A 24,115-nucleotide genomic window follows, 5' to 3' on the forward strand; every position below is an offset into this window, starting at 1 on the left:
TATGCCGGATGATTACCCGATTAGCACACAAATACTTTGATTTTCGCTACCGTGAGGTAGACCGTTTTGTGCAGAATCCGATAGATGTACAGCGAAAAGTATTTAATTACCTGATAAAAAACGGAAAAGAAACTTTTTTCGGGAAAGAATTTGGTTTTGATTCTATCCGTAACGAAGATGGTTTCAGAAAAAAGGTTCCGGTTTTTCACTACGAGCAACTGCGTCCTTTTCTGGATAAAATAATAGTCGAAAAAAAACAAAATATACTCTGGAACAAACCAGTCCGTTGGTTTGCCATGTCTTCGGGGACAACCGAAGATAAAAGTAAATATATCCCCGTTACGGACGAATCTTTAAAAACCGGACATTATAAATGTGGTGAGCAGATGCTCGCTATTTATGGGCGTGCAAATAGGGATGCACGTTTTTTTTTCGGGAAAACTCTCGTTATGGGAGGCAGTAAGCAGATAAACGAGATAGGCGATGGCGTTTTTACGGGCGATATTTCGGCCATACTGATTAAAAACCTGTATTTCTGGGCTAAACTTAGCCGTACACCGGAGAGTATATCGCTCTTGCCCGATTGGGAAGAAAAGCTGCAAGCCCTTGCCTATTATGCTGTTTCGCACGATGTGCGGGCTTTTATGGGTGTTCCGTCGTGGTTGCTTGTTCTGCTTAAAAAGATAAAACAAGACACAGGGCGCGAACTAACTGATATCTGGCCAAACCTTGAAGTGTTTTTTCACGGTGGAGTCAGTTTTACCCCTTTTGCCGAACAATACAAAAAAATCATACCGAAGGCTTCGATGCGTTATTGGGAAACCTATAATGCTTCCGAAGGGTTCTTTGGGGTACAGTTCGATTCACACTCGAAGGATATGCTCTTGATGCTCGACAGTAATATCTATTACGAGTTTGTACCGATGAGCCAATGGGATTCTGAAAACCCTGAAACCTTGACTTTGGACGAAGTGAAAACAGGCGAAAATTACGCATTGCTCATATCTACCAACGGAGGGTTGTGGAGGTATATGATTGGCGACACCATAGAATTTACGTCGCTGAAGCCATATCTGTTTAAGATAACAGGACGAACAAAACATTTTATAAACGCCTTTGGCGAAGAGTTGATTATAGACAATGCGGAAAAGGCTTTGCATGAAGCCTGCCTGAAAACGGGAGCAACGATAACCGAATATACGGCTGCCCCTGTTTATTTTGGCGACAATAATGCGGGTGCCCACGAGTGGCTGATAGAGTTTGAGAACAGCCCTTCTTGTTTAGATGTTTTCGGAACGGAGCTGGACGAAGCTTTAAAGAAAGTGAACTCCGATTACGAGGCAAAACGTTCGTACGGGCTTTCGTTGCAAGCGCCTGTGGTGCGGAGTTTGCCTAAAGGATCGTTCTACGAATGGATGAAGTCTATCGAAAAAAGCGGAGGGCAGAACAAGGTTCCCCGTCTGTCGAACAACCGTGATTATCTGGAGCGAATGTTTGTATTTTTGCATTCAACCGGGCGGATTTAAAAACAATGGCTATTGCCTGCGGTCTTTGCTTGGCAGGAGTATAACATCGTGTAGCCCAAAAAAAGCTAAAAAGCCGAAGTTTTTTTTCATAATATAAAAGCTTTACTTAAATTTGCTGCCTGATTTCGAAACGTTTTATTAATATCCAAAGGATGAGAGTTAAATTTCTGTACTTACTGGTTTTGATTATTGCTTTATCATCGTGTGGTGAGTATAATAAGGTTCTGAAAAGTACGGATATCAATCTGAAATATAACTATGCCAAGAAGTATTTCGATGAAAAAAAGTATGCGAGAACATACACTCTGCTTGAGGATATTCTTCCTTACCTGAAAAACACACCGAAAGAATCGGAAGGATTATACCTTTTGGCACAGGCTTTCTTTTACGATAAAGATTATCCCACGGCTACGCAATATTATATACAATATTATTTGAGCTATCCTAAAGGCGAGTATGCCGAAATGGCACGCTTCAATGCTGCCTATGCGATGTACCTTAATTCGTCCGACCCGCGCCTTGACCAAACAAGTACGGTAAAAGCCTTGCAGAATTTCCAAGATTTTTTGGAATCTTATCCGCAAAGTGATAAAGCACAGGAAGCACAGGAATATATGTTTGGCTTGCAGGAAAAATTAGCTTATAAGGAGTTGATGGCTTGTCAGTTGTACTATAATCTGGGTGACTATATGGGCAATAATTACGAATCGTGTATTATTACGGCTCGCGAGGCTCTGAAAAACTACGCGTACACAAAATATGCGGAAGAAATGCAGATGCTGATTCTTAAATCGCGCTACGAACTGGCTGTGAAAAGTGTGGAAGAAAGAAAAGCTTCCCGTTTCCGTGAAGTGATAGACGAGTATTTCAACTATACCAATATGTTTCCCGAAGGGCAGTTTCTGAAAGAAGCTACCAAGTATTATCAGATAGCTTCGACGGCTGTCGAAAAACTACAAGATTCTTCGGAAGGCGCTTAAAAACGAAAAGAAAAACGAAAAGAAAATATTATTTATGGATTATAAAAAAACAAATGCGGCAAGCAACACAGTGACCAGAGATTTGATGTCTCTTTGCCAAGACACTCAAAATATTTACGAAACTGTACGTATCATAGGAAAACGCTCAAACCAGATTGGGGCTGAGATGAAGCAGGATTTGGATAAGAAACTTCAGGAATTTGCTTCGTACAACGACAATTTGGAGGAAGTGTTCGAAAACAGAGAGCAGATAGAAATATCCCGCTATTACGAAAAATTACCAAAACCAAGTTTGATCGCTATTCAGGAGTATATCGACGGAAAGGTTTATTATAGAAATCCAAGCAAGGATAAAGATTTGTTCTAAAAGAAATAATGATACAACGTATACAGTCGGTCTACTTATTGCTGGTTGCAATTTTAATGGCAGTGGCAGCATTTTTGCCTCTGGCCGAGTTGAAAAGTACAGGCGTACTTTACGAATTTGAAGCCGCGGGTATTTTTTTTGAAGGACATAAAGTTTTTGCTACTTGGGGAGTAATCACTTTTGCGGTACTGAGCGCATTGGCTTCTTTCGCAAATATCTTTTTGTATAAGAAAAGAAAAGTGCAGATATCCGTGTGTGCCATAACTCTGTTGTTTATAATGCTGTTTTATGTAGCATTTGGAGTTTATATGAATGTGGCGGTAGCCAAATTGAATGCCGAATTTTTGGGTTTTGAATTTGGAATATCGTTGCCTGCCATAGCCTTTATATTGAATATACTTGCCTGGCATAAAATAAAAGCTGACGAAAAGTTGGTACGTTCGTTAGATAGAATACGTTAGAAAAGAGTATATACCTAAAATACAGTTAAGAGACCGTTGATGTGAAAGCAGGATGGTCTCTTCTCTTTTGGGGATTCCCTTACTGCAAAGGGATTCCGGGTTTTTATAATTGTGTAAGAATTTAAAAGGACTAAAAATGAGACTTCTGAGGAATAATGTAACCTCCCGTATAGAAAACACATTGGTGCAAACCCTGAAGATGGAGGTTATAGAAGACGATAACCCCACTTCGGTAACTATAAAAATGCCCGTGGGACGTTTCAATTGTCAGTCGTTGGGATTGCTGCATGGCGGGGCAACCATCGCTTTGGGCGAAACCGCTGCGGGAATAGGCTCGAATAACATCTGCGACGAAGACAAAGCATGCGTAGGAATGCAAATCAGCACCAACCACATATCGAGTGCTCAGATAGGCGATGTGGTAAGAGCCGAAGCCGAACTCATACATAAGGGACATACCACCCATGTTTGGGACGTAAATGTGTTTTCAGAAAACACCGGCAAACTGATATCATCCCTGCGTGTAACCAACAGTGTTATTAAACGGCCTCCGATAAATACTTAAATATCTATTGTCTCCGGAACGGCTTTTCTAATAATTACAATCTTTATACAATGATAAAACGGTTTTGACTGCAAATTACAGTCAAAACCGTTTATATATAATGCAAGATAAGCATGAGGAATTAATTTGTTTCTGCTTTTTCGGGCTTGGCAATAATAGTTATTTGCAGTTCTATGTTATCGTTTATTATGCCATCTTTCAGTTCTGCAAAAAGAGTTTTAGATCCGTACTTAACATTCCATTGTGTGCGGTCTATCGTAAAAGGAACGGTTACAGCTTTATAGGTGTCACCTTCTTTAGTAATCTTCGCTCCAAAACGGATGTTTTTGGTAACGTCTTTAATTTTGAGGTTACCATTCACGTAGTGCGTAACGGTATCTCCGGTAGCGGCGGGTTCTATCTTTGTTATGTCGAACCGGCTTTGGGGATATTGGGCTATATCAAAAAAGTCAGCGCTTTTCAGATGGTTTACCAACATTTCGTTCATTTTTTTGTCGGTCAAATCTTGATTCACGATAGCGTTCATGTCGATAATGAACCATCCTGATGCCAAATTGTCGGCCGAAACAAACACTTTTCCGCTCTTGATGCCAATTGTGCCATAATGGTCGCCTCCGGGTTTCGACCCTTTCCAATGTATGGACGATGCTTGCAGGTCTGCAGTTAAAGCTGCGCCCTGTTCCGTAGCTACGGCTTGAGCGTCGGTTCCTTCAATCTTATTCTTCGGGGTATTACTGCACGATGCAGCAAAAAGCAGCATTGATAATGCTAATAAATAATTTTTCATGATGATTTCTATTAGTTAATGTTTATATCTGATGTCTTAGGTTTGGGTTTTACCACGTTCCGGTAATTGTATATGGAGTTTACCACCGAACCAAATGGCTACGCCAACAATTATATTGTAGTACATTTATTTATTCGGAGTCTTTTTTACATATCTTCAATCTTATCTTTGCTTATAACGTACCACATTCGGAGTTTGTTCAATGTCTCATGTTTATCTGCTGTTTTTAGGCCATTAAGCGTTATAGCGGTATAAATGAGTTATATACCGTACAGATAAAGAGTGATGTTGATTCGCGTTGATTATTGACTGTCGGGCAATTCTTTTTGCGATTTTACGCCCAGTTCTTTAAGCATCTCTGCTTGGCGTATAAGGTTGCCGTTGCCGTCTTTCAACTGGCCGAAGGCCTTATCGTAGCTTTTTTGTGTACGTTCTATGTTTTTACCTACGTCTTGCAGGGTTTCAACAAATCCGGCAAATTTGTCGTAAAGTATTGCCCCGCGTTTGGCTATTTCTTGTGCGTTGCGACTTTGGTATTCGCGTTTCCATAAGTCGGAAACCACTTTGAGCGAAGCTATCAGATTGGTGGGGCTGATAAGCAATATACGTTTTCGGTATGCGTAATCCCAAAGGGTGGTGTCGAGTTGCATAGCCAGAATGTATGCCGGTTCGTTGGGAATGAACATCATTACAAAATCGAGAGAGTCTATGTAGTCTTGGTACGATTTCAGGCTCAGCTCGTCAATGTGTTTTTTGATGGAAGTGATATGTTCTTTTTCGGCAATGGCCTTTTCGGTATCAGATTCCGATTCGACGTATCTGACATAAGCATTGAGCGAAACTTTAGAGTCGATAACTATTTTGCGCCCACCGGGATAGGCAACAATTATATCGGGTTGCATATATTGGTTTTGATCGTTGCGGATACGCTCGCCGCTGTCGTTTTTTATGAAGTCTTGGGTGTAGTATTCTTCGCTTTTTTTTAATCCCGATTTTTCGAGGATTGACTCCAGAATCATTTCGCCCCAGTTGCCTTGTATTTTGTTATTGCCTTTCAGGGCTTTGGTCAGATTGTTGGCATCTTCGCTTATGCGGTTGTTGAGGGCTACGAGGTCTTTTATTTTTTCTTCGAGCGAGAATCGTTGTTTCGATTCCTTATCGTAGGTTTCTTCTACCTTGGTTTTGAACTCGGCCAGCTTTTCGTTCAATGGTTTCAATATAGCGTCTATATTAGCTTTGTTGGTATCGGTGAAGCGGGTTGTTTTTTCTTCCAGAATCCGGGTTGCCAAAATCTGGAAGTCTTTGTTCATCTGCTCGCGAATGTTGGCTACCTCATTTTGTTGTGCTTGCAAAAGCTCTTCTTTGGCCGATAGCGTTGCCCTCAATTGGGCTATGGTTTCTACATCGTCCATCTGTTTTTTGTGCAGGGTGTTTATTTCCTGCTCCCATTTTTTCCGTTCGGTTTTAGCCTCTTCTTTTGTCGCGCTTATTTGTTGCTTCGCATTTTTTTGTATTACAAATACCAAAATAAAAGCGATGAGAATGACTATGAGTATGATAATATATTCCATGTTTTTTTTGATTCTTTTTAGAGAATTACAGGCCAATTGCTAAGATACGAAAGTAAGAAGAATTTTTATGATATATGGAGCGAATTTTATTTACGGAAACTAAAAAAATGTGCAAATAGTTTTAAAATCCTAATGCTGTAAACAAAAGGCTTAGGGCAAATGTTAGATACAGAAATAATGATTACTTTTGTGGTCTGGGAAATTAAAGGCAGATAAAAACAAACCGAAAGTAAAAGCATTTTTTAAGTATTTAAAGGTAATGGAAATTCTGATAATAAACGGGCCAAATTTGAATCTTCTCGGCAAGCGGGAACCTTCTGTATATGGCAGTACTTCGTTCGATGATTATTTTTCCGAATTACAGGCAAACTTCGAGGGTAGATGCCGGCTTTCTTATTTCCAGTCTAACCACGAAGGAGATTTGATAGACAAAATCCATGAAGTAGGATTTTCGTATCATGGCATTATTATCAATGCCGGAGGGTATTCTCACACTTCTATAGCTCTGCACGATGCTATAAAGTCTGTTACTACTCCTGCCGTGGAAGTACATATTTCAAACATTCAGGCTCGCGAGGAGTTTCGCCACAGGTCGCTTGTGGCAGCGGCGTGCCGGGGGTCTATATCGGGCTTGGGGCTCGACTCGTACCGATTAGCAATAGAGCATTTAATCAAGAAAACAAAATAAAACTACTTTATGTTTAAAAAGACAAAGATTGTTGCAACAATTTCGGATTTGAAATGTGATGTCGATTTCATTCGCTCATTATACAACGAAGGTATCAACGTTGTTAGGATGAATTCGGCGCATATGTCGGAAGAAGGATTTGTACAGGTTATAAATAACGTTCGCACCGTGTCGGAAACGATTGGTATCATGATGGACACAAAGGGTCCGGAAATACGTACGATGGCAACCGAATCGGGCGATAAAATAGCGGTAAAGACAGGGTACAGGCTCAAGGTTGTTGGCGATGCTAACCGTAAATCGAACTCGGAGGTTATTGCCGTTTCGTATCAGAATATAGTTACGGATGTTCCTATGCACAGCACCTTGCTGATAGACGATGGCGAAACAGCTCTCAGAGTTATAGAGAAAGGAGAAGATTACCTTCTTTGCGAAGTGCTGAACGATGGAGTGATAGGTAGCCGCAAAAGTGTGAATATTCCGGGGGTAAGAATAAATCTGCCTTCTATCACCGAAAAGGATAAACGGAGCATTGAAATAGCCATCGCAAACGGCGCCGACTTTATAGCTCACTCTTTTGTGAGGAACAAAGAAGATGTTATTGAAATCCAAAAAATTCTTGATGCGCACAATAGCGATATAAAAATCATTGCCAAAATAGAAAATCAAGAAGGGGTTGATAACATAGACGAAATATACGAGCATGCCTACGGTGTAATGGTTGCCCGTGGCGATTTGGGTATTGAAGTACCTCAGGAAAACATCCCCGGCATACAACGTTTGCTTATCCGTAAGGCAATACAATATAAAAAACCGGTTATCGTGGCCACGCAAATGTTGCATACCATGATCGAAAACCCTCGCCCCACAAGGGCCGAAGTAGCCGATATAGCCAATGCCGTATATTACGGAACCGATGCGGTGATGTTGAGCGGCGAAACAGCTTACGGAAAATATCCGGTAGAGGCTGTACGCACAATGGCATCGGTAGCACGGGCTGCCGAGATATCAAAGCTACAAGAAAAATCTATGTCGGTTCCCTTCAGCGATAGCGAGTACGACCGCACTTCGTTCCTTGCCAAACAGGCGGTTAAGGCAACCAACCAATTGGGAGTTAAAGCTATTATCAACGATAGTGTATCGGGGCGCACAACACGAACCTTGGCTGCTTTCCGGGCTAAAGTTCCTGTATATGCTTTCTGCTATAAACCCGAAATTGCCCGTCAACTGTCGCTTTGTTATGGGGTGGATGCCCGCTATCAGGCTGCTACGGGTATGACAACCAATAAGCACAAAGAATATTTTTTGGCTGCCCTCAAGGCTCTGACCGCAGAAAACGCAATATCGAAAGATGATTTTGTTGCATACCTAAGCGGGGCTTATTCCGACGGAATAGGTGGTACTTCGTTTTTGGAGATAGAGAAGGCAGGACATGTTATCGACGCCGGGAAAAAATATTTTGTACCGGTAGAATAAGAGCAAAGTATTGCGTATGATACAAATAAGAGAGTACAGAGCATCTTATATGCCGCTTATAACATCGCTTATCTATAAGACGGTGCATGCGATAAGCAACAAGTTCTATTCCGAAGAAGAAAAGAACGCTTGGATGCCGGAGGCCTTTCTTGAAAAAGAAATTCCGCTGAAGTACACTCTGGTTTGTTTTGAAGGAGAAGAATTGGTAGGGTTTGTTGATTTTGACGAAAAAAACGGCTTTATCAATTACCTTTATACTTCGCCCGAACATCAGCGAAAAGGTATAGCCTCGATGCTCTATGCGAAAATAGAAGAACGGATGCGTATGCTCGGTTTGTATCGTATATCGGCACGGGCATCGAAGGCGGCTGTTGCTTTTTTTGAGAAAAAAGGGCTGGATATTCGTTGGGAAAACGAAATAATGCGGCAGGGCATTGTACTTACTAACTATACGATGAGTAAAAACCTGTAACGTAAAGTAAACTGCGAATGGACAAAGAACGATTGGAGGCTCTTGAAGATTACGTTCTTCAGCATATTGACGAAGAAAGCGACCTGCTGAAACAGCTCGACCGTGATGCCCATGTTAATTTGCTCCGTCCACGGATGCTTTCGGGGCACTTGCAAGGGCGGATTCTGAAAATGTTTTGTCGTTTGCTCAATCCGCGCCATATACTTGAGATAGGAACATATACCGGTTATGCAACCCTTTGTTTGGCCGAAGGGGCTGCCCACGATGCCGAGATACACACTATTGAGGTGAACGACGAGTTGGAGGATTTTATACTCAAACATCTGCATAAATCGAAACTCAAAGATAAGATTCATCTACATATTGGCGATGCCATGCGGATAATACCAACAATAGATTGTATCTTTGACCTCGTGTTTATTGATGCCAATAAACGGCATTATGTGGAGTATTACGATTTGATATTCGATAAAGTGCGCTCCGGAGGGCTTATCATTGCCGATAATACCCTGTGGGATGGCAAGGTGCTTGACGAACCTCACCATACCGATAAACAAACAATAGGCATACAGATATTTAACGAAAAAATAGCGAAAGACGAGAGGGTGGAAAAAGTAATACTACCCATCCGTGACGGACTGACTTTGATTTGGAAAAAGTGAGGCCGGAAAAAAACAAGAACCCTTTTATAATCTACGAGATATGGAAACAACAAGACAACAGAAAATAAACAGGCTTATACAAAAAGAGCTTGGCGATATATTCCTACTGCAAACAAAACAAATGCAAGGCGTGTTGGTATCGGTCAGCACGGTACGCATCAGCCCCGATTTGGGTGTGGCTAAAGTGTATTTGAGTATCTTCCCTTCGGCCAAGGCTAAAGAACTGCTCGAAAATATTAAAACAAACGCCAAAGCAATACGTTTCGATATAGGCAAACGGATGGGCAAGCAGTTGCGTATCATTCCTGAGTTTGCGTTTTTCTTGGACGATTCGCTTGACTATCTGGAGGGAATAGATAAGCTTTTGAAAACTGGAAATAAACCGGAAGATACAAACCCCTCGGAGTGAACCTTCCGTTCTACATAGCCCAGAGGTATTTGTTCTCCAAGAAATCGCATAATGCCGTAAATGTGATTTCGCTCATATCGGTATGTGGCATTGCTGTGGCTACAATGGCAATGGTTTGCGCCTTGTCCGTATTCAACGGATTTAAGGACTTAAACATGAACTCATTCAGTAGCATCGACCCCGACTTGCGGATAACCGCAGTGAAAGGCAAAGTTTTTGATCCTAACACTAAAAACATACAGGCAATCAGGAATATACCGGAAGTGACAGCCGTTTGCCAGTCGATCGAAGAAAATGCTTTAGTAAGGTTCGAAGACCGTCAGGTTTTAGCCACGGTAAAAGGCATAGATTCAAGCTTTATAAAAACTATAAATCCTCAGAAATTACTGCTTGAGGGGAAATTTTCGGTAAAAGAAGGCGATACCTTTTATTCGGTAATAGGCGTAGGTTTAGCTATGAACTTAGGCGTCAGAGCCGATTTTGTAGCACCTCTTGAACTCTATGTGCCTAAGCGAGATGTAAAGGTGAATATGGCTAACATGAATGCGGCTTTTACCCACGATTACGCTTATCCACGGGGACTGTTTTCAATAAATCAACAGAAATATGACGAGGAACTACTTTTCATTTCGATGGAGCAAGCCCGTTATCTGTTCCGTTACGATAAAGAAGTAACCTCACTCGATATTAGTTTGAAAAACGAACAATCGGTCGATAAAGTGAAAGCAGAAATAAAATCACTTATCGGTCAGGAGTATAACGTGAAAGACCGTTACGAACAACAAGAAGAAACATTCCGGATGGTAAATATCGAAAAGTGGGTAACCTTCCTTATATTGGTGTTTATATTGGTTATCGCCGTGTTTAATATAATAGGTTCGCTTTCTATGCTTATCCTCGATAAGAATGAGGATGTAAGAATATTGCAAAATCTGGGAGCAAACAATAATCTTATATCGAAGATATTTTTGTTCGAAGGTTGGCTCATATCCATGTTTGGCACCATTATAGGTTTATTGTTGGGTATAGGTTTATGTCTGTTGCAGCAGCATTTTGGCTTGCTCAAGCTGAATAGCGAATCGGCTTTGTTGGTTGTAAATGCGTATCCGGTTGTGGTTGAATTTCTTGATATCCTTGCCATATTTCTAACTGTGAGTTTTATAAGCCTACTGTCGGTTCTTTATCCGGTCAGCAACCTGCGTTCACGGTTGCGGAATAGATGTATTGGAAATGAAGGCTAACGCCCATTTGATTTCATTGTTTAAAAAAAAGGTTTTATATTTGTCGTTTTAGAAAGTAAGCACACATATTTTGTTTGATAGTGTTGTTTTCTAATTAAGTGCAATGTAAAACATAATATAAATGAACATCAAATTATTTAGTGAGTATAGATTACAACTGTTAGGAATAGCTATTATTTGGTGTTTATTATTTCATTCTGGATATCATTTCTCAATACATAGTTTCAATTATCTTGTGTTTTATGGATGGGCTGGAGTAGATATGTTCCTTCTTTTATCTGGATTAGGAATCTATTTTTCATTGAGAAAAAATTCATCTATAAAAGAATTCTACAAAAGGAGATTTTTCCGGATTTACCCATCTTTTGTTGTGGCAATAGTTGTGCATTCTATTTATAAAAGCTATAGCCTATCGGATACGATTCTGGATATGTTGACCATTAATTATTGGATAGGTTCACCACATATATTTAATTGGTTTATATCTGGTTTGATAGCTTTTTACCTTCTTTCGCCATGGTACTATAAACTGTTTAAAAGAAATCCGGGTGTTACTACTGTTGTTGGAGTATTGTTCTCGCTTTTGTTGGTATTTATAACGCCATTATATCTTTTCTTTTTTATAACAAGAATACCTATATTTTTAATTGGATTTTATATTGGATATCTTATTGCTGAAAAGAAAGAAACTGGGAAACCCAATAAAAAATATGTGTGGATAATGTTTAGTGCATTTGTTTTTGGTTGTATTAGTTTATTTCTTGTCCATAAAAACATATTCGTCTCTATCCCCCAAACAAAAACATTATGTATGGTATTTATTATACCATTCTTATGTTTGTTTATAGCGAAAATTTTGTCTGTTTTTAAAAATTATAAATATCCTTTCCTTTCATTTGTGGGAAAATATACTTTCCCTCTTTATTTGTTTTATGATATGATAGCTGACTATTTGATAAGGGTAGATTATGCCTTGTATAAAATTGTGGATATAAGTTCTTATCCACTATGGGTATCTGAGATAATAGTAGCGGTCATTGGTCTGATATTTTCATATTTTTTTCAAAATATGATGGATAAAATAACGGATAAGATAAGATTGAAACTGGAATAATAGAACCTTTTCGTATTGAAGTAAAATCATAGTCTTTTTTCGTACTTCGGGAAAGAAGTCGTACCTTTGCTTCCCGAATTTTTTAGATAAATAATGATGAATTTTGTTGAAGAATTGAAATGGCGCGGCATGATACACGATATTATGCCCGGAACAGAAGAACAACTGCAAAAAGAGCTTACCTCGGGGTATGTAGGTATCGACCCTACTGCCGACTCTCTACATATAGGGCATCTTGTCAGTGTTATGATGTTGAAGCATTTGCAACGTGCGGGTCATCGTCCTATTGCCTTGATAGGTGGCGCAACAGGCATGATTGGCGATCCTTCCATGAAGTCGCAAGAAAGAAACTTACTCGACGAGGAAACCCTGCGCCATAATCAGGATTCTATCAAAAAGCAGTTAGCAAAATTCTTGGATTTTGAATCGGATAAAGCTAACGCTGCCCTATTGGTTAATAATTACGATTGGATGAAGAGTTATTCGTTCTTGAACTTTATCCGCGATATAGGCAAGCATCTTACCGTAAATTATATGATGGCTAAAGATTCCGTAAAGAAGCGTCTGAATGGAGAGGCTTCCGAAGGGATGTCGTTTACCGAATTTTCATACCAACTTTTGCAAGGATACGATTACCTGCATTTATATACCGAGTTTGGTTGCCGTTTGCAGATGGGTGGTTCAGACCAGTGGGGTAATATCACTACCGGAACAGAGCTTATACGTCGCAAAACTGGCGGCGAAGCTTTTGCTTTGGTTTGTCCGCTGATAACGAAAGCCGACGGCGGTAAGTTTGGGAAAACCGAGTCGGGCAACGTATGGCTCGACCGCCGTTATACATCGCCTTATAAGTTTTACCAGTTTTGGTTGAATGTGAGCGATGCGGATGCGGAAAAATATATCAAGATTTTCACAGCCTTACCGAAAGAGGAAATTGATGCGCTTGTTGCGGAACAGGCTTCGGCACCGCATTTGCGTCCTTTACAAAAAAGGTTGGCTCAGGAAATAACAACCATGGTTCATTCGGCCGAAGATTACGAAGCAGCAGTAAAAGCATCGGGTATATTGTTTGGCAATGCAACTTCCGAGGCCTTGAAAGAACTTGACGAAGAAACTCTGTTACAGGTTTTTGAGGGTGTTCCCCGCTTCGAAGTAAATAAAGATGATCTGGCAGATGGAATTAAGGCGATTGATTTATTAACCGAAAAAGCTGCGGTTTTCCCCTCAAAAGGCGAAATGCGTAAAACAACGCAGGCCGGAGGAGTAATGATAAACAAAACCAAACTGGAAAGCCAAGATGAGGTTATAGACCTGTCTTATCTGATTGGAGGGAAATATTTACTTGCTCAAAAAGGAAAAAAGAATTACTTTTTGATTATTGTAAAATAAAAAAAGTATTATTTTTGTACTCAGATTTTTGTCTCATGGTGTAACGGTAGCACAGCAGATTCTGGTTCTGTTTGTCTGGGTTCGAATCCTAGTGAGACAACAAGAGAGCAAAATGTAAAGATGTAGGTTTAATAGCTTGCATCTTTTTATTTTATGTGTAGATTTACATAAAATACAATATCATCATAAATTTATATAAGGTATGAAAACGATTAAATTGTTGGAACATTCTTTTGCGGGAAAAGAAACCTTGGAACAACTATTGGAGAACAGACATTCTTGTAAAGAATTCTCAAGTAAAGAGCTCACTTTGCAGCAACTATCAAACGCATTATGGGCCGCAAATGGTTTAAACAGGACAAATGAGGGACGCCGCACGGCACCTTCTGCTATGAATAGGCAAGACACCGATATTTACGTTATTCTTAAAGAGGGAATTTATTTTTTCGATCCGTTTAAAAATGAATTACAGCCTGTCATTGAAGGCGATTATAGCAAACTGACAGGTCAGCAGGAATATGTGTGGGCAACGATGGCCAATTTTATTTATGTGTCGAAAGGCAAGCGCAGAGAAGAGGATATCGAGGCTTGGCGTCTCTATATTGGAATGAATGTAGGGCATAGTTCTCAGAATGTTTACTTATATGCCCAATCGGAAGGTTTGGGATCTGTTATTCGTGGATATGTGGATCGCGAAGAACTAAAAAAGATTCTGAAACTCGACGAAAGTGATTTTGTAGTAGCAGGGCAGACGATAGGTTATCCACGTTGAAAAAACGGAAAGAATCATGTCGGGACTATATACTATTTTGCTACTTGTCGCATCCAATATTTTTATGACCCTTGCGTGGTATGGGCATTTGAAACTAAAAGAATTTTCCTGGTTTTCATCGTTGCCGCTTATTGCTGTTATTTTATTCAGTTGGGGTATAGCATTTTTTGAATACTGTTTTCAGGTTCCGGCCAACAGGATTGGTTTTGAAGGAAATGGAGGGCCTTTCAGCTTATTACAATTGAAAATTATACAAGAGGTTATAACACTGGTAGTATTTGTTGTATTCAGTTCGTTGGTATTTGGGTCGGGAGGGCTGAAATGGAATCACTTTTTAGCTTTTCTGTTCTTGATAGCGGCTGTGTATCTGGTGTTTAAAAATTAGATTCTTGGTGATGACTCATAGAAAAGGTCGGTTCTTTGTTTGAGCCGACCTTTTACTTTACAGTTTTAAACGAGTGTTTAATTCTGCTTATATCTGATACTTACCTCATACTTGTTAGATTCTCCTCCCCATTCTGCAGTAGAGGGGTAGCCATTGGTATTGTAAGTGTAGTTTATTGATGTGTAATATCTGTAATCGTATTCATTGTTCCATGTTATTTCTGTTAGATTATTCTGCCAGTTAAGCATTGTTTTATTATGGAGATCTACCACATACAATCCAATAATTGTTTGCGAGACGTTAATGAAATTTGCAAAAAACCATTTAGGCATATTAACATTTTGCCAGATACCCGGATGTGAATCGTATTTAAAATAGAATGCCCCCTGTCGATTATGCGCTTTAGATAAACGTCCTGCTTTATCATATTTGAAAGAGAATGCTTCGATATATGAACTATAGTCTAATAACATTGTACCAGATACGGCACGTCCGTGGGAATCTATTTTTATTGTTTTTTCTTTTGGTCCGGAGTCTTTCGTTCTAAATTTCACTATTTGTCCCTCGTATGTAACCGGGCATTCCATTGTACCGCCGCTTGTTCCATTATTGTTAAAAAGATTTATTATATATTTTTCCATCTGCCCGTTTTCTTTATACGAAAAAATATATCTCCATCCTCCCCAAGAATGGTTTTCGATAATTTGGGTTATCCGGTTTTGTTCGTCATACTCAAAATTGTATTGGGTTGTGGTGTTATAATCCCTCCCATCCGAAAAGTTTACGATAATTTCTTCGGGAACATAACCTTCAATACGTCCGTTATTATCGTTGTCGTCATCACCATCACAAGCGGCGAATAAAAACAGGGCGGCAATCAGCCCTAAAGTAAGAAGTTTAATGTTTTTCATGGGTTTTGATGTTTTTCGTTGTTCGTAAATTCTTTCTGTAAAATAATGGTAAATTTAGTTAAATATTTCGCAGAAAATCGTCTAATCCATCCTCTTCTCCTAAGCCTAACTTCTTTTTTATGCGGTGGCGGTGAATGGATACCGATGCCGGAGTGATATGTAGTATCTGTGCTATTTGTTTTGTAGACATTCCGAGCCTGTAATAAGCGCATATCCGCAGATTGTTTTCGGTCAGGTCCGCGCGGTGTTGCTTCAGCTTGTCGAAGAAGCTGGGATGAACTTTCTCGAAGTGTATCTTAAAGTCGCTCCATTCGGTTTCGGATTGAAAGTTATTCTTTATGATGGTATTGATTTTCTTGGTGTACTCTTCAGTATCTTTTTTGTTTTTGGCCAATTGGGTGTTGATGTTCAGTATTTCCTTTAATATACTGTTCTTGTTCGATAACAAAAGAGAGTATGAGGCTATTTCACGGCTTTTGGCTTCAATGACCTCGTCTTGACTTTTTTTCTGTAATTCTTTAATCTTTTTCTCGTGGTCGAGCTGTTTGGTTAGCTCTCTGTTTTCGTTTTCTTTAAGGCGTTTCTGCTGGAGCAGTAGTAGGGCCAGAAGCACAAGGGTTACGGCAATCATAACAACCGTGATTAGCTGTCGGTTGCTTATCTTTATTTGTTGTTCGGCTATCGTTAATTCATTTTTAGAGGCTTCAAGAAAAGTAGATACATATGCCTGATATGCTTCTATTGCTTTGGGGCTGGCCGCGAGTTTTTGGCTTAGCAACTGATGCTCTACCAAATACACATAAGCGCTGTCAATATTGCCTGTCAGCTCGTAGGTTTGCGAAATAATATCGTATATAGATGCCAGATGTATAAGGTTGTTGTTGCGTTCGGATATTTGTTTGCTCAGAGTGAAATATTCCAGGGCTTTTTCATAATCTTTGTCGAACAGAAGGTAGTAAACCCCCATGTTTTGATAAAGAACAGAGTTGAGCCGCGGATTGTCTACGTTTTGTATCAGATTTTCGGCAATTTTCCAATAATGGTATGACTTCTCTTGATCGCCCTTCTTTAAATAGAACGACCCTAAATTTAGGTAACCTGTTATCTTGAGTCCCAAATCGTACTTGGTGTTCAGCGAAGATATATAGTCCGACAAGGAGGCAATGGCAGAATCACGGTCGTCGTCCAGAAGGTTTAGCCTGTAGATGTTGAGTTTTATTTTGTTGTATTCGTAGTCTTTGGAGGTTGCCCAGGAAAGGGCTTCTTCGTAATAATCTTTACTCATACCAAAGAGGCTGATATGGCTGCAAATTGTGCCCAAAGTATTCAGCGATTTGGCAATGAATGTGCTGTCGTCCAATTCTTTGAATTGCTTTACGGCTTCCAGCGATGCGGTGAAGGCATCGGAGTAATCGCCATTGGCCGATAGGTCTGCTCCTAAAGAATATAGCAATAAAGCATTTTCGAAGGGGTATTTATTTTTGTCGATCAGTTTTATTTGCTTTTTTATCCTTCGGGTCAGGGTTGTGTCTATTGTGCCTTGGGCATAACTTACCATAGCTTCTTTGTAGAGGCATTGCGATAATAATAAGGTGCTGTCGGGCGAAGTTTGGGCTATTTTGTACAATTCGTTAATCAGTTTGCGCGATTGTTCGCCTTGCGAAAAGTGTATCTCATCTATTTTTTCTGATATAGAATTGAATTTTTGAAGAGGGGTAGCAACCAAACTAACATGAATAGAATGTAATATAAGTATAAAGACGATCTTTAATACGAAATGGAGAGATTGCGTTGTTAACTTTTTCATACAATTTATCAACTTGTTAAAGGTTTGGTATGCTAAATATTAAAAGATAATGAAAGATTCAGATTACATTTAGGATTTTTTACTTAAACATTCCATCCTACAAATACAAACTAAAGATATAATTAAAATATTGAAATGTAAAATAAAGAATAGTTTTTTATCGCTGATTTTTATGTGTTTGCGAAATGTAATGTTAAATGTTTTCATGATAAATAAATAATTCAACCTGTGTTTAACATAGGGCTAATCTTTCAAGTTGTTAGTATTCAATAATGTTTATATGGTTTTTCTGACGTAAACAACTGTGTTAAATACCTTTGGTCTGAAATGAACATTTAGTAGCCATGTTAAAGCTTTGTATAGTCAAAAAATACGGTTTTTGGGTGTGTTGTTATTATTTTTGTCAAGAACAATGCGGTTTTTAAAACACATTTGCTAATTGTATTATTTGAGATAATATTTTTATTAAAACCATATTTGAATTATTATGAAAAAAACGAGTACTATTTCTTTGTTGTTTCTGGCGCTCTTGGTTTCGCTGGGGATAACCGCTAAATTTGGATTAGACCAAAGTGAGTGGTCGGAATCCAATAGCAAAAATCTGAAAAGGACGAGATCTTTACATTTGGCTGAACCCAAAATGTATGGATATTGCTCAGACCCAGGCTCCGATTACGATCAGGTAAGGGGCTTCATGTCATTCTACTCATCAACATTAGACGATGTTGGTGTAATTAACGGTGATAATACTTATCCTTTACAAGCGGGTGAGTATTATAATGGACGCTTGTATGCGCAAACATTGGCTTATTCGAGCGATTTGCAGAGTTATCTGGTACATTCGTTTGTTTCCATTAATCCGGAAACAGGACGAAAAAATACATTAAGCTCTATCGCTGATGGTACTTTAGCGGCCGATACAAAACGCTTGGTCGATATGGCATACAGCTATAAAGACGATGTTATGTATTCTTTGGTACGTAGAGAAACCGGACCAACGCTGGTTACGGTGAAACTATCGGGTGCCGAAGCCGGAAATACTACCGATATCGGTACAATATCGGGAGGTACGCCACGATATGTAACATTGGCATGCCACATTTCAGGGCAGCTATATGCAATAGGCGAAGACGGCTTTTTATATACAATAAATATTGACGATCTCCGGGCAACTAAGGTTGGAGATACAGGTATACGGGGCGAAAATGGCGTTGTGCAAAACATTCAGACTATGGCTTTCGACCATAATACCAATACCCTGTATTGGGCTTGCGAAGACGGGAATTTCTACAATATAGAATATCAAAGAACAGGCCGTGCCAGACTGTTAGGAAAAACAGCGGGCATGGGAGCTCACTTAACATGTCTGTTTTCGAAGTTTGAAAAAGTGAACGATAAAGTTCCGGGCATTGTTAATGCACTGACCGTTACAACCGATGGGCAAGGCGGTACTTTGTTGCAATGGATCAATCCTTCCGAAACAGCACAAGGCGAGGATGGAGTGACTCTCACTTCAGTTAAGGTATATAAGAACGGAAATATTGTTCATACAATCAACAATCCACAACCAGGCATAGAAGAAAGTTGGACAGATACAGATGTAAAAGATGGCGACCATACATATAAGGTAGTTGCCGAAAATAGTCACGGAGTAGGGGTTCCTTCTTCGGTGGTTGCGGTTGTTGGTTTGGATGTTCCACGACCTGTAAGAAACATCAGCATTGATAAAAACACTGCCGGAAATGCAGTTGTGGAATGGAATGTTCCTATTGGCGGAGTAAATGGTGGACGGACAGGTAGCCTTACATACGAAATTGTAAGATTGCCGGACAATAAAACGGTGGCAACAAACCTTACCGAACTGACATTTACCGACACTGAAGTATTGCCATTAGAATACTACAAATATAAAGTAGTAGCAGTAAATGCACGAGACAAAAGCACGGCTGTTACCTCCGGTGGGGTTGTGCTTGGTGCTGCATCCATTCCATGGAGTGACGATTTGAATCATATGGAAAAATCTTACACCTTCTGGACAGGTATCGACTACAATGGCTATATGTGGCAATGGGGCAACAGTAATCAAAATTATGACGGTGGATTCTGGTATTTTAACCCTACGTATATAGGAATTGACGACTGGTTGATAACTCCTCCCTTGAAGCTGGAAGGTGGCAAGACGTATAGAATGCGCTGGAGCGAATCGTCTTTGGATGCGGCTTCTCATACCTATACAATATATATGGGTCGGAAAAATGAACCCGGATTTTTGACTACTAAAGTTGGCGAAGGTGGTGTGCAGTCGTACTCTCCTTATCGTAGAGACATTCTGCTTCCGGTTCAGTCTAAAACAAATGCCTATCATATAGGTTTCCATTCTTATTCGGTAGACAAAACAATGGCGTATATCTTCATGGACGACTTCATGGTAGAAGAAGTTAAAGATATAGATCTTACGGTGTACGACATAGCAGGGCCGCCCGATGTGTCGGTAGATTTACCTATAAATTGGATGGTAACGGTTAAAAACTTCGGAAAGAAGGATGCCACTAACTTTAAAGTTTCTATTTATGACAAAGACGATAAATTGTTAGGTACTTCCGATACCTATTCCCGAACATTGAAGTTTGATGAAACAGTAGAGATACCTGTTACTTGGAAACCCCAAGCGCCTGCAAACCGCCAGGCTGTGGTTAAGGCTGTGGTAAGCATTACCGGTGATGAGAATACGGCTAACGATTCGTATGAAAGAACTGTGAGGATATATTCAACCGGAAGAGTAAAGTTGAGCCCTAACAATTATTTTGTATATCAAGGCTTTTATGGCAGTATGCCGTTCGACTTCAGTAAAAAGGCAAGTGCAACCCAAACCATTTTTACTCCCGAAGAAATAAGGATGTATGGTACTATAAACGCGCTTAGGTACACAACAATGTCGAAGTATGACGTGAATATGCCGGTGAAAATTTATATGGCAATGACCGATAAGGAAGACCTTAGCGACTGGTTGAGGGAAGGTGCTACTCTTGTATATTCAGGAAACATTAATGTTCCGAAAACGGATTCTCCTAAAGACATCTGGCTTACTTTAGACAAGCCTTACCTGTACGATAATAAGAATCTGGTAATATGGACCGAACGTGTTTATAACGACGTGGTTTTCCCAGAAGATAGTGTTTTGTTCCTTTCCGGAAAAACAGTAGGAACCAATAAGATATTCCAAACCGCAACATGGAGCGGAGACGAAGAGTTTAAATTCCAAAATGGCGACAGAAAATATAATTATGCTTTCCTTGAAATGGATATGGACGTGAACGGAAACGCCTTGTTCGGAAAAGTAACGGACGGAAGTAATCCGGTGGGCGATGTTTCGGTGAAAATCAACGATACTGACTACGAAACTGTGACCGATGCACAGGGTAACTACCGTTTCAACTTCGTTCCTAAAGGAGATTATACGGTTACCTACTATAAAAAAGGGTATCGCGAGCAAGCAAAAACATATACAATCAGTTATTCTTCGGCCGTTACAGGCAATGTTGCCTTAGAGGTAGCTTCCGATATCAAAATTACGGGTAAGATACTGAAAGGCGCAGGCGAGGCTCTGCCAAAGGCATTTGTTTCCGTTACTTCGGACAAAGAAAAACTTTATGCTTTTGCCAACGAGAATGGCGAATTCAGTATAGAAAACTTGAGTTCGAATAAAACTTACAACCTGTCGGTTTCTTATAGCGGCTATGCGGGGCATACAGAGCAAATCACGTTGGACGATGAGGATAAAGTGTTGTCTGATATTACATTGAGTAAATGTAGTAGTGCACGCCTCCCTAAAAATCCGACATATACAACAGGCGCCCCAACATGGTATAGCGTTAAGTTGACATGGGAAGCCCCTCAGACCGAATCTTCGATAAGAGGTTACAGGGTATATAGAAATGACGAACTTATAACTTACGAATTAATCACTGACAAAACGTTTGTTGAAGAAGTTGCCGCAGGCCAATATACTTACGAGGTGACTACTGTGCTTTTAAATAACTGCGAGTCTGAAAGAGCTTTGGTAGGTACGGTACAGGTGGAACTTAACGATTGCGATGTAGCCTTCACTAACTTCCCGTTGAAAGAAAGCTTCGATTCGGGCAAGTTAAGTAATTGCTGGAGACAAGAACATGTTTCGGGAATACCATGCCAATGGACGTTTACAAAAGGAAATACCTATACCATTCCTTCAGCACCCCATAGTGGCGAATATTATATCCGTATGGTAGACGGAGGAAAAGGCGCTAAAGCCAGATTAATCACGCCAAAAATGGATATAACCGGATTGTCGGCTCCTGTGCTTACATATTGGCATGCTCAGTCCCTGTTTATGGCAAGCCAAGACTATCTGAGGGTTTATTATAAAAATACACCTGATGGAGAATGGATTCTGCTGAAAGAGTATGATGGTAATATCAAGGATTGGACAGAAGCTATACATGAACTTCCTAACCCAACCGATACGTATTGGATTGCTTTTGAAGGCCAATTCTATGCCGGTAGCGGGGTTGCCTTAGACGATGTCAGAGTACTGGACAACGTATGCCAACCTGTAAACAATCTCAGATATGAACAGGAAACAGAGAAAAGTGTGAAACTATTGTGGGATACTCCCGATGCGTTCGATGTCAGCTCTTATACCATTATAAAAGATGGACAGGTAATAAAAGATAACTATGAGGGAACCACATATACAGACGAAAATCTGTCAATAGGTAATTATACATACCAAGTGATTGCTAAGTATAAAAAAACAGGATGCAGCCAGTCGGCAGCTACTTCCCTTCAGGTAACAGTGGGTAAAGTGTGCGACCCTGTTAGGAATCTGAAATTAGCCATTGCTTCCGAAAATTCTATAAAAATAACATGGGATGCACCTAATACAACAGCAATAGCTTCGTACACCGTAGTTGATAACAAAAAACAAGACGTTGCAACTGTGCCTGCAGGAACAACTGAATATACAGTTTCAGATCTTTCGGAGGCAACATACAGATATGGTGTGAAGGTGAATTATTCGTCGGGCGACTGTACGGAATCGGATGTTGTGTTCGAAGACATAAACCTGTTTACAAGCCCTGTTCGCAACTTTAAAGTGAAAGCGGAATATAATAACAAAGTAACCTTGACTTGGGATATGAGAAGAAAAACTATTGCTTCGTTCAATATTTACCGGGATGGTGTATTGTTAGAGAATACCCGCGAGCAAGAGTTCATAGAAAGAGATTTGGGCGCAGGCCATACTTACAACTATTGTGTTGAGGCAGTTTATGATGCCGGATGGACTTCTACAACCGAATGTGGAGATGCTGCATTAGAATGTTTGGAGGTGGTAGATCCTGCGGTTTCTTTATCGGGCTCTGTTGCGCAATTGTCGTGGTCTATACCTGACGAACCAGAACCAACCCGATCGGATCTGCTATGGGACAATGGCGCGTTTATCACACATTATGGCAAAGGCTTTAATGGCGCGGATGTTAGTGCGTTGAACAATGGCGGAAGGGCAACCGGATTCCTCGTTGACAAATTGCTGGGTAATGTGAATACCGACGACTTTACATTGAGAGCAAAATCTCATATCGGCGAAATGGAATTCTATGCTTTCCAAAAAGCTGCACCGCTTGATGGTTCGCCAATATTGGCCGCTTATGTAGCCATCTACGACGGAAATCCGGCTAACGGAGGAGTATGTTTGTGGGGAGACTATATGTCGAACAACGTTTTGGAATCTACTGATTTCATGAATGCTTTCAGATCGAAAATAGAAGAACTCGGAATCGTAGACTTCCCTATATACAAAGTAAGGGTTAAGATTGACAAAACTTTCCCTGCGGGTAAATATTGGGTGGCAATATCTTTGGCCGGAAATACAATGTATGGCAGTCCATTCTGTATTCCTGTAACTATTATGGGCGGAAAAGATACCGGTGATGCTTATATCTTTGCCGAAAACAACGACAATCAGTTTGTTTGGAAACCATGTGTTGACCCTGGTCACGGAGGTACTTTAGGTTTGGCGTTTAAAGTTTTCGGACAGAAAAACGGTGGAACTTATAAGGTGTACAGAGATGGCGTATTGATAGCTGAAGATGTAGAAGGAAATTCTTATACCGATAGCAATGTTCCTCAGGGAGACCATAAATGGGAAATTGTTCGTGTATGCGGAATGGGTGAGTCAGGAAAAGCAGAAGCTCAAACTTCTTCTATTGGAGAAGAAGTTGCCGAAAACGTAAGGATATATCCTAATCCTGCCAAAACAACGGTTACAGTTGAAGGCCTGAATGTGGGAAGAATAGATGTTCTGAACACAGTAGGACAGACCGTCAAAGCTATTGAATGCAATGGTGAGAACAAGCAAACAGTTAATGTTTCTAATCTTGCTCCGGGCATGTATATCTTTAAATTGTATGCTACCAATGGCAGAACTGTTGTAAAGAATGTTATTGTAATTAAATAATAAAGACACTTGATAGTGAGGTAGGTTGTTGAAGTA

Annotated in this window: 20 protein-coding genes and 1 tRNA gene; 17 read left to right on the plus strand and 4 right to left on the minus strand. The window is 40.1% G+C overall.

What is annotated here, in order from left to right; all coding sequences use genetic code 11:
• Positions 1-8 precede the first annotated feature (8 nt).
• The 5 genes from M2132_RS06105 (at position 9) to M2132_RS06125 (ending at position 3,899) form a co-directional block, all read left to right on the plus strand.
• Entirely contained in the window at positions 9-1,526 is a 1,518-nt protein-coding gene (locus M2132_RS06105) for a GH3 auxin-responsive promoter family protein (protein WP_280672349.1), read from the plus strand.
• Positions 1,527-1,678: 152 nt separating this feature from the next.
• A complete protein-coding gene (locus tag M2132_RS06110; RefSeq protein WP_280672351.1) occupies positions 1,679-2,506 on the plus strand; it encodes an outer membrane protein assembly factor BamD in 828 nt (275 codons plus the stop codon).
• 34 nt (positions 2,507-2,540) lie between these two features.
• Entirely contained in the window at positions 2,541-2,873 is a 333-nt protein-coding gene (locus tag M2132_RS06115) for a DNA-directed RNA polymerase subunit omega (RefSeq protein WP_280672352.1), read from the plus strand.
• A gap of 8 nt (positions 2,874-2,881) precedes the next feature.
• Positions 2,882-3,334 carry a DUF4293 domain-containing protein gene (locus M2132_RS06120; RefSeq protein ID WP_280672354.1) on the plus strand — a complete coding sequence of 151 codons (453 nt, stop codon included), beginning with the start codon at positions 2,882-2,884 and terminating at the stop codon, positions 3,332-3,334.
• A 136-nt stretch (positions 3,335-3,470) separates the two neighbouring features.
• Positions 3,471-3,899 (plus strand): PaaI family thioesterase, encoded by a 429-nt coding sequence (locus M2132_RS06125; RefSeq protein ID WP_280672356.1) that lies wholly within the window; start codon positions 3,471-3,473, stop codon positions 3,897-3,899.
• Between the two features lie 121 nt (positions 3,900-4,020).
• Here M2132_RS06125 and M2132_RS06130 read toward each other — a convergent pair whose 3' ends face one another.
• Positions 4,021-4,686, minus strand: coding sequence for a YceI family protein (locus tag M2132_RS06130; protein WP_280672358.1), 666 nt, complete (start codon positions 4,684-4,686; stop codon positions 4,021-4,023).
• A gap of 302 nt (positions 4,687-4,988) precedes the next feature.
• Positions 4,989-6,257 carry a DNA recombination protein RmuC gene (locus M2132_RS06135; RefSeq protein WP_280672360.1) on the minus strand — a complete coding sequence of 423 codons (1,269 nt, stop codon included), beginning with the start codon at positions 6,255-6,257 and terminating at the stop codon, positions 4,989-4,991.
• A 259-nt stretch (positions 6,258-6,516) separates the two neighbouring features.
• On the opposite strand from M2132_RS06135, the gene aroQ reads away from it, so the two are divergent.
• From aroQ to M2132_RS06190, 11 genes are all read left to right on the plus strand, one after another.
• A complete protein-coding gene (aroQ, locus tag M2132_RS06140; protein WP_280672362.1) occupies positions 6,517-6,945 on the plus strand; it encodes a type II 3-dehydroquinate dehydratase in 429 nt (142 codons plus the stop codon).
• A 9-nt stretch (positions 6,946-6,954) separates the two neighbouring features.
• A complete protein-coding gene (gene pyk, locus M2132_RS06145) occupies positions 6,955-8,421 on the plus strand; it encodes a pyruvate kinase (protein WP_280672364.1) in 1,467 nt (488 codons plus the stop codon).
• A 16-nt stretch (positions 8,422-8,437) separates the two neighbouring features.
• Complete coding sequence (locus tag M2132_RS06150; RefSeq protein ID WP_280672366.1) at positions 8,438-8,893, plus strand: GNAT family N-acetyltransferase; 456 nt, start codon at positions 8,438-8,440, stop codon at positions 8,891-8,893.
• A gap of 17 nt (positions 8,894-8,910) precedes the next feature.
• The gene (locus M2132_RS06155) at positions 8,911-9,555 is read left to right on the plus strand and encodes an O-methyltransferase (protein ID WP_280672368.1); all 645 of its coding nucleotides are present in this window, start codon (positions 8,911-8,913) and stop codon (positions 9,553-9,555) included.
• Between the two features lie 40 nt (positions 9,556-9,595).
• On the plus strand, positions 9,596-9,964 hold the full coding sequence (rbfA, locus tag M2132_RS06160) for a 30S ribosome-binding factor RbfA (protein ID WP_280672370.1): 369 nt from the start codon (positions 9,596-9,598) through the stop codon (positions 9,962-9,964).
• The gene (locus M2132_RS06165) at positions 9,961-11,205 is read left to right on the plus strand and encodes an FtsX-like permease family protein (RefSeq protein ID WP_280672372.1); all 1,245 of its coding nucleotides are present in this window, start codon (positions 9,961-9,963) and stop codon (positions 11,203-11,205) included. Before rbfA ends, M2132_RS06165 begins: the two co-directional genes overlap by 4 nt.
• Positions 11,206-11,326: 121 nt before the next feature.
• Positions 11,327-12,319, plus strand: a complete 993-nt coding sequence (locus M2132_RS06170) for an acyltransferase (RefSeq protein WP_280672374.1) — start codon at positions 11,327-11,329, stop codon at positions 12,317-12,319.
• Positions 12,320-12,415: 96 nt separating this feature from the next.
• Positions 12,416-13,708, plus strand: a complete 1,293-nt coding sequence (gene tyrS / locus M2132_RS06175) for a tyrosine--tRNA ligase (RefSeq protein WP_280672393.1) — start codon at positions 12,416-12,418, stop codon at positions 13,706-13,708.
• A 29-nt stretch (positions 13,709-13,737) separates the two neighbouring features.
• Positions 13,738-13,808, plus strand: a tRNA-Gln gene (locus M2132_RS06180).
• A 102-nt stretch (positions 13,809-13,910) separates the two neighbouring features.
• Positions 13,911-14,480, plus strand: a complete 570-nt coding sequence (locus M2132_RS06185) for a SagB/ThcOx family dehydrogenase (protein WP_280672376.1) — start codon at positions 13,911-13,913, stop codon at positions 14,478-14,480.
• A gap of 16 nt (positions 14,481-14,496) precedes the next feature.
• Positions 14,497-14,865, plus strand: coding sequence for a DMT family protein (locus M2132_RS06190; RefSeq protein ID WP_280672379.1), 369 nt, complete (start codon positions 14,497-14,499; stop codon positions 14,863-14,865).
• Positions 14,866-14,942: 77 nt separating this feature from the next.
• Here the strand turns inward: M2132_RS06190 and M2132_RS06195 are convergent, their stop codons facing one another.
• Together M2132_RS06195 and M2132_RS06200 are read right to left on the minus strand one after the other, a co-directional pair.
• Positions 14,943-15,776, minus strand: coding sequence for a hypothetical protein (locus M2132_RS06195; protein ID WP_280672381.1), 834 nt, complete (start codon positions 15,774-15,776; stop codon positions 14,943-14,945).
• A 58-nt stretch (positions 15,777-15,834) separates the two neighbouring features.
• The gene (locus tag M2132_RS06200; protein WP_280672383.1) at positions 15,835-17,583 is read right to left on the minus strand and encodes a LuxR family transcriptional regulator; all 1,749 of its coding nucleotides are present in this window, start codon (positions 17,581-17,583) and stop codon (positions 15,835-15,837) included.
• Positions 17,584-18,070: 487 nt separating this feature from the next.
• On the opposite strand from M2132_RS06200, the gene M2132_RS06205 reads away from it, so the two are divergent.
• Positions 18,071-24,079 carry a carboxypeptidase regulatory-like domain-containing protein gene (locus tag M2132_RS06205; protein WP_280672385.1) on the plus strand — a complete coding sequence of 2,003 codons (6,009 nt, stop codon included), beginning with the start codon at positions 18,071-18,073 and terminating at the stop codon, positions 24,077-24,079.
• The last annotated feature ends 36 nt before the right edge of the window (positions 24,080-24,115 follow it).

This window comes from Dysgonomonas sp. PH5-45 (assembly GCF_029893235.1).
GTDB lineage: Bacteria > Bacteroidota > Bacteroidia > Bacteroidales > Dysgonomonadaceae > UBA1309.

What these genes read in the sequence shown, in the direction of transcription:
- M2132_RS06205 (WP_280672385.1), top strand. Translation starts at nt 18,071, where the DNA reads ATGAAAAAAACGAGTACTATTTCTTTGTTGTTTCTGGCGCTCTTGGTT.
- M2132_RS06150 (WP_280672366.1), top strand. Translation starts at nt 8,438, where the DNA reads ATGATACAAATAAGAGAGTACAGAGCATCTTATATGCCGCTTATAACA.
- pyk (WP_280672364.1), top strand. Translation starts at nt 6,955, where the DNA reads ATGTTTAAAAAGACAAAGATTGTTGCAACAATTTCGGATTTGAAATGT.
- M2132_RS06110 (WP_280672351.1), top strand. Translation starts at nt 1,679, where the DNA reads ATGAGAGTTAAATTTCTGTACTTACTGGTTTTGATTATTGCTTTATCA.
- tyrS (WP_280672393.1), top strand. Translation starts at nt 12,416, where the DNA reads ATGAATTTTGTTGAAGAATTGAAATGGCGCGGCATGATACACGATATT.
- M2132_RS06200 (WP_280672383.1), bottom strand. Translation starts at nt 17,583, where the DNA reads ATGAAAAAGTTAACAACGCAATCTCTCCATTTCGTATTAAAGATCGTC.
- rbfA (WP_280672370.1), top strand. Translation starts at nt 9,596, where the DNA reads ATGGAAACAACAAGACAACAGAAAATAAACAGGCTTATACAAAAAGAG.
- M2132_RS06190 (WP_280672379.1), top strand. Translation starts at nt 14,497, where the DNA reads ATGTCGGGACTATATACTATTTTGCTACTTGTCGCATCCAATATTTTT.
- M2132_RS06120 (WP_280672354.1), top strand. Translation starts at nt 2,882, where the DNA reads ATGATACAACGTATACAGTCGGTCTACTTATTGCTGGTTGCAATTTTA.
- M2132_RS06195 (WP_280672381.1), bottom strand. Translation starts at nt 15,776, where the DNA reads ATGAAAAACATTAAACTTCTTACTTTAGGGCTGATTGCCGCCCTGTTT.
- M2132_RS06105 (WP_280672349.1), top strand. Translation starts at nt 9, where the DNA reads ATGATTACCCGATTAGCACACAAATACTTTGATTTTCGCTACCGTGAG.
- M2132_RS06135 (WP_280672360.1), bottom strand. Translation starts at nt 6,257, where the DNA reads ATGGAATATATTATCATACTCATAGTCATTCTCATCGCTTTTATTTTG.
- M2132_RS06185 (WP_280672376.1), top strand. Translation starts at nt 13,911, where the DNA reads ATGAAAACGATTAAATTGTTGGAACATTCTTTTGCGGGAAAAGAAACC.
- M2132_RS06125 (WP_280672356.1), top strand. Translation starts at nt 3,471, where the DNA reads ATGAGACTTCTGAGGAATAATGTAACCTCCCGTATAGAAAACACATTG.
- aroQ (WP_280672362.1), top strand. Translation starts at nt 6,517, where the DNA reads ATGGAAATTCTGATAATAAACGGGCCAAATTTGAATCTTCTCGGCAAG.
- M2132_RS06155 (WP_280672368.1), top strand. Translation starts at nt 8,911, where the DNA reads ATGGACAAAGAACGATTGGAGGCTCTTGAAGATTACGTTCTTCAGCAT.
- M2132_RS06115 (WP_280672352.1), top strand. Translation starts at nt 2,541, where the DNA reads ATGGATTATAAAAAAACAAATGCGGCAAGCAACACAGTGACCAGAGAT.
- M2132_RS06130 (WP_280672358.1), bottom strand. Translation starts at nt 4,686, where the DNA reads ATGAAAAATTATTTATTAGCATTATCAATGCTGCTTTTTGCTGCATCG.
- M2132_RS06170 (WP_280672374.1), top strand. Translation starts at nt 11,327, where the DNA reads ATGAACATCAAATTATTTAGTGAGTATAGATTACAACTGTTAGGAATA.